The 5,680-nt window shown below is 38.7% G+C and carries 4 protein-coding genes and 1 pseudogene; all 5 read right to left on the reverse strand.

Features of this window, described 5'->3' with window-relative positions:
• A partial coding sequence (locus ACESM9_RS13950; protein ID WP_372999949.1) for a COG1361 S-layer family protein occupies positions 1-2,112 on the reverse strand: 2,112 nt, incomplete at its 3' end.
• A complete protein-coding gene (locus ACESM9_RS13955) occupies positions 2,109-2,807 on the reverse strand; it encodes an ABC transporter ATP-binding protein (RefSeq protein ID WP_372999952.1) in 699 nt (232 codons plus the stop codon). The genes ACESM9_RS13955 and ACESM9_RS13950, both read right to left, overlap by 4 nt.
• A 100-nt stretch (positions 2,808-2,907) precedes the next feature.
• Entirely contained in the window at positions 2,908-3,525 is a 618-nt protein-coding gene (locus ACESM9_RS13960) for a cyclodeaminase/cyclohydrolase family protein (protein WP_372999954.1), read from the reverse strand.
• On the reverse strand, positions 3,519-4,793 hold the full coding sequence (hutI, locus tag ACESM9_RS13965; protein ID WP_372999957.1) for an imidazolonepropionase: 1,275 nt from the start codon (positions 4,791-4,793) through the stop codon (positions 3,519-3,521). The genes ACESM9_RS13960 and hutI overlap by 7 nt, the downstream gene beginning before the upstream one ends.
• A gap of 12 nt (positions 4,794-4,805) precedes the next feature.
• Positions 4,806-5,680, reverse strand: a pseudogene (locus tag ACESM9_RS13970) (urocanate hydratase); the annotation flags it as partial.

Genomic DNA, 5,680 nt, shown 5'->3' on the forward strand with positions numbered 1-5,680 from the left:
TCTGCCGTTTAAAGGACCTTCTTCTGTAGGTGTTATGCCTGCATCATAATAGTCAGTATTGCCAGACTCAAAATTGCCTACGTAATAATTTGAGTTTTGCGCAGTAAAGTTACCTTCAGTCCTTATCATAAGATTATATAATGTGGTCTTTCCCATATTATAAAATTCTATGGAAACAGGAAATGGCTGACCTATATACACTTCATGAGGTATGCTCAAATCTCCCAATACCAGCTTGGCTTGCTGTATTACGGAAACGCTTATAATATCCTTTGAGCTGTACTGATTGCCTTCATCATCCTCATAATCAATGTTTACGGATATTCCATAGGTTTTATGTTCTGCGTCTCTTTTTGGTGTTAAGGTAAATACATTCTGAACATTTTCCTTCGGTCCGATGCTTTCAATATATATGGTATTGCTGCTGTTCACCGGGCTGAAAACTCCATCATCACTGACTAAGGATACTTTTATATTGCTTACAGTTGCATAGGAACTGGTATTCAACAAGGACATGGTAAGCTGGAATACATCTCCCGCCTTAATTATGGAGGGTTCCACATTATATCTATCCACAATTATTCTTGGAGTTCCCTTTGAACCTCCTCTGTCAACAAATACTCCCACATATTGACTTACAGTATTCTTTACCTTCTTTTCTCCTACTCCATTCTCAAACTCTACATTTATCTGAATAGGATAGTTCTTGGTAACAGCTTCAGAGGTGGCATAGAGTTCAAACTCAACTCTCTTGCTTTCTTCTTTGGCTAGCTTGCCAAGGCTTTGTATATTCAAGGATTTACATATTATTGCATTGTCTGTGGCAAGGGTCACTTTTACTCCATCAGCATCTATATCGCTGTAATTTATAACATCGAAAGCTATCTTAAAGCTCTCTTCCACACGGATGTCTTCATCGGGGGCTTCTATATTTTCAATCTTTATATCCGATACAGTGGTATCAATACCCTTTACAGGGAGAAAAAAAGTAAATTCATCTGAATAGCTGTCCATTTTGCTGTCTTTATAGTCAACCTTAAGCCTTAAATCATAATTTCCTGTAGTCATGTTCTGTGAAGGTATGAGCACATAATCCAGCTGTATTACCTTATTGCCTGCAAGATCCGGAAGCTGCTTCACATCGGGAGAGTTATACAATGTAAATCCATCGGTTCTCAAACCCTGAATTGCAGCCCTTATATCTTTGGCATCCAATGCTCCGTTGTTTCTCAACACAACTGATACCTTCCGCTGTTCTCCTGCTATCAATGGCTTCTCTCCATAACCTACAGCTGATACTATGAGCTTAGGAGGTTTCTTGGAGTTGGTAACTTTTATATTGATTATATCTGAACCTTCGAAACTGGTGCCAGATAAACTGTTATAATAATATTTCAACTGTATAGGATATATTTTTTCTGCTGCACTATCCAGAACCTTCAATGTGAATACAGCATCTTCGATTTTCTTACCATTAATCCTATCGATAGAATATGTAACACTGAGCTTTTCCATCTCAAAAGGATTATCTGTGCTGTCAAATACCAATGTTGCCTGAATATTTTTAGCTGCGGCTGAAGACAGATTTTCCAATGGTATGTATATTCTCGCCTCTTCCCCTGCATTAACAACAGGCATCTTGGTACCGCCAGCAACTACTATCTTAGGCTCGTTACGGCTGGAAGGCGGAGTATAGGATGTGTCGGATATAGGTATACGTATAGTTTTTGCTGTTAACACATTTCCACCTTCATCAATAACAGCTATATTTAGTTCTGAATCATCACTATCTAAACAAAATAAATCTATTCTCTCTTTTTTACCCTTTGTAATACTTATTACTCTTTCTTCTCCCTCATCATAATATTTTCTGATAAATGAATAGCTATTTTCAAATGATAAATATAAGTTTTTTTGTGTTTCATCTCCACCACTTACTGTAATATAAATTGAAAAGTCCTCATTTTCTCTTACTGTATTAGTTGGTGTATCTCCTCGATATATTTTCCCATCATATTCAATCTTAATATCTTCATCCCCAAATACCACTCCCAAAAATGCCATCTGCATCATCAGAGTTATTGTCATTATAATTGCTAATCCTCTTTTCAAATTATTTCCCCCTCTACTTTAACCGTCTTTTCAATCTTCTCTATATTTCCGTCCAGAATGTATACTATGCGATCCGCATATTTTGCGATATTTATATCATGGGTTACTATGATCAATGTCTGATTATTTTCTCTTGCAAGATTGGTAATCAGATTCATTATTTCCACTGTGGTCTTTGAGTCAAGATTTCCTGTAGGCTCATCAGCAAAAACAATTTCTGGATTTCCTATAAAAGCTCTCGCTATTCCAACCCTCTGCTGCTGTCCACCGCTCATCTGATTAGGCTTATGTTTTATGTGAGTGCCCAATCCTACCTGTTCCAATATTCTTTTTGCCTTCTGATTTCTGACTTTCTTACTTACTCCCCTGAATACCAAAGGTAGGCTCACATTCTCCAGGGCAGTCAGTGCAGGCAGCAGATTATAGGATTGAAAAACAAAGCCTACATGCTTTTGGCGAAATCTTGCCAAACTGTTTTCGCTCATTCTCTCTATATTTTTGCCCTTGATCTTGATATTTCCCTTTGTCGGCCGCTCAAGACCTGCCATCAGATTCAACAAGGTAGATTTACCTGAGCCGGAGGTGCCAAGTATACAACATATTTCTCCCTTTGGAATTTCCAGGCTTATATTATCTAAAGCAACCACTTTCTCTGTGCCTATTCTGTAAATTTTACTCACATCAGTCAATTTCATTATGGCTTCTATAAGATCACCCCCATCAAATATATATAGACGAAAAATAATGGAAATGGTTTCAAATTTTTAAAGCCCAGATTTTTATCTGGGCTTTAAATTAAAGGACTACCTTTTCCAATATATCTTTTTCTATCTTTACAATTTTTTCTTCAATATCGGCAACTTCTTTGCCTGTTTTCTCAACAAATTCGGTATCCTTTATTGAACCTAAATTGATTTTTACATTATACAATGCAGAGAGAGTTGCTGTTCTTGACATCATAGCAGCTACTGCTCCGTCTGTAACTGCATTCTTGTTTCCTTTAACGACCACTGTTTCGATTATATTCATTATCTTTAATCCATTCTTTGCTACCTCAAGAGGAACTAATGCTGCATTTTTCAATGCTGCCTGAATCTGATTTTTTCTGGCTTCCTTTTCCTCTTCTGTCTCCTTTGGAAGTTTAAAAGCAGCCATAACCTTGTTAAAGGATTCGGAATCCTTATCGATATATTCTATAAACCTTTCTTTGTATTCCTCGGCTTCCTTTACAATGGTCTCCATTTCTTCTTCAAGACCTTCGTAGCCTTTCTTACCTATTGTCAGGTTGGCTACCATTGCTGTCAGTGCAGCAGCTAGACCAGCGCTCAATGCTGCTACGCTTCCCCCACCTGGCACAGGGGCACTTGATGCAGTCTCTTTCAGAAAATCTTTTATGTTTTTATCAGCTAGCATATTCTTCCTCCCTTTTTCTTATCAAAAACTATTTTCCCATTTTTTATTACCTTATCTACAGTGCTTACTCCTATATGATACGGAATGAACTTATATGATGGGAACTCAAGTATCAATATATCTCCTTTTTTGCCCTGGTCAATGCTTCCTATCTCATGGGCTCTATCTAGTGCAGCAGCAGCATTTATGGTGAGGGCTGTAATAGCCTCTTCTACTCTTATGCCCATCTGCAATGTGGCTAAAGCAAATACCAATGGAATAGATTCGCAAAAACAGCTGCCAGGATTAAAGTCTGTTGCAAGTGCTACTGCACATCCCATATCTATCATCTTCCTGCCGGGAGCAAAGCTCTCTTTCAAGCTGAAAGCGGTACATGGGAGAAGTGTAGCAACTACTCCTGCTTTTGCCATATCTTCTATGCCCTTATCTGATACCTGAAGCAGATGATCTGCAGATACAGCGCCAAGTTCGGCAGCAAGTTCAGCACCGCCAAACTGTACTATCTCATCGGCATGAAGCTTAATTTTTAATCCCAGTTCCTTTGCTTTTTCCTGTATTCTTCTGGTTTGTTCTATGGAGAACACATTCTTTTCGCAGAAAACATCGGAGAATTCTGCCAAGTTTTGCTCTGCAATTTGTGGCATAATCTCATTGATTAGAAAATCTACATATTCCTCTGTCCTTCCTTTATACTCTACAGGTGTAGCATGGGCTCCCATAAATGTTTTAACAATGTCCAGCGGGTGAATCTTATCCAGTTCTTCCATAACCTTAAGCTGTTTTATCTCTGTTTCCAGGTCTAAACCATAGCCGCTCTTTCCCTCCACAGTAGTCACACCAAAGGAAAGCATGGAATCCAGTCTGTTCAGACCTACTTCCAATAACTCTTCCGTAGTAGCTTCTCTGGTAGCTTTAACTGTATTGACTATCCCTCCACCACGCTCCATGATTTCCATGTAGCTGTCTCCTCTAAGCCTCCATGAGAATTCCTCTGCTCTGTAACCTCCGAATACAAGGTGGGTATGAGAATCCACAAATCCAGGTAACACAGCCTTTCCTGTAGCATCTATTACATCATAGTCTTTTTCATTAAATCTTCCCAGTATTTCTTCTGTCTTTCCTACAGCCTTAATAATACCTTCCTCTATTACCACGGCTCCATCTTCTATTACATGTATATCCATCATGTCTTTTCCTTGCTTTGGTTTAGATCCGCTGCAGGTAACCAGCTCTGGGGCATTTTTAACCAGTAATCCATTCTTTTTCATAGTCTTATACCTCTACATTTTTTCAAATGCTTCTTTTACAGTATTCTTAACCAAATCTTCCTTAGGTATGAAAGGTAGAGTTATATGATCCTTACCTTCTTGAGTCTGGTTATATTCAATGGATGTGGTGATGGAATTTTCATTTCTTGCCCAAGCTCTTCTGGCTACTCCACCCATTACGTCCCAAAGCATTGCATCCTTTATAATATTGTCAACTCTTTCACTGCCATCCAATACCAATCCGAAGCCTCCGTTTATAGCCTTTCCAATGCCTACTCCGCCACCATTGTGCAAAGCAACAAGACTCATACCTCTGGCTGCATTACCAGCAAAGCATTGAACAGCCATATCTGCCATTATATTGCTTCCGTCCTTTATATTTGAAGTCTCTCTGAAAGGAGAATCTGTACCGCTAACATCATGATGGTCACGTCCAAGCATTACAGGACCTATTTCACCTTTTCTCACCATTTCGTTGAACTTAAGAGCTATCTTTGTTCTGCCCCAAGCATCCTGATAGAGTATTCTTGCCTGAGTTCCAACTACCAGCTTGTTCTTTTCCGCATCTCTTATCCATACCCAGTTATCTCTATCCTGTGCCCTTCTATTTGGATCTATGCATTCCATAGCTGCATGATCTGTTTTTATCAAATCTTCATGTTTACCGCTGAGGCATACCCATCTGAAAGGTCCATAACCGTAGTCAAAAAGTTCTGGCCCCATTATATCTTCTACATAAGATGGGAATATGAATCCATCTTTTTCATCCACACCATTTTTGGCAATCTCTTTTACTCCTGCATCATAGATTGCTTTCATGAATGAATTGCCGTAATCAAAAAAATAGGATCCTCTGTCAACTAGTTCTTTTATAAGTTCGAAATGAC

Source organism: Lutispora sp., from assembly GCF_041687175.1.
Lineage (GTDB): Bacteria > Bacillota > Clostridia > Lutisporales > Lutisporaceae > Lutispora.

Bases quoted from the DNA above. Each gene is read 5' to 3' on its own strand.
- ACESM9_RS13960 (WP_372999954.1), bottom strand. From the start codon at position 3,525: ATGCTAGCTGATAAAAACATAAAAGATTTTCTGAAAGAGACTGCATCA.
- ACESM9_RS13955 (WP_372999952.1), bottom strand. From the start codon at position 2,807: ATGAAATTGACTGATGTGAGTAAAATTTACAGAATAGGCACAGAGAAA.
- hutI (WP_372999957.1), bottom strand. From the start codon at position 4,793: ATGAAAAAGAATGGATTACTGGTTAAAAATGCCCCAGAGCTGGTTACC.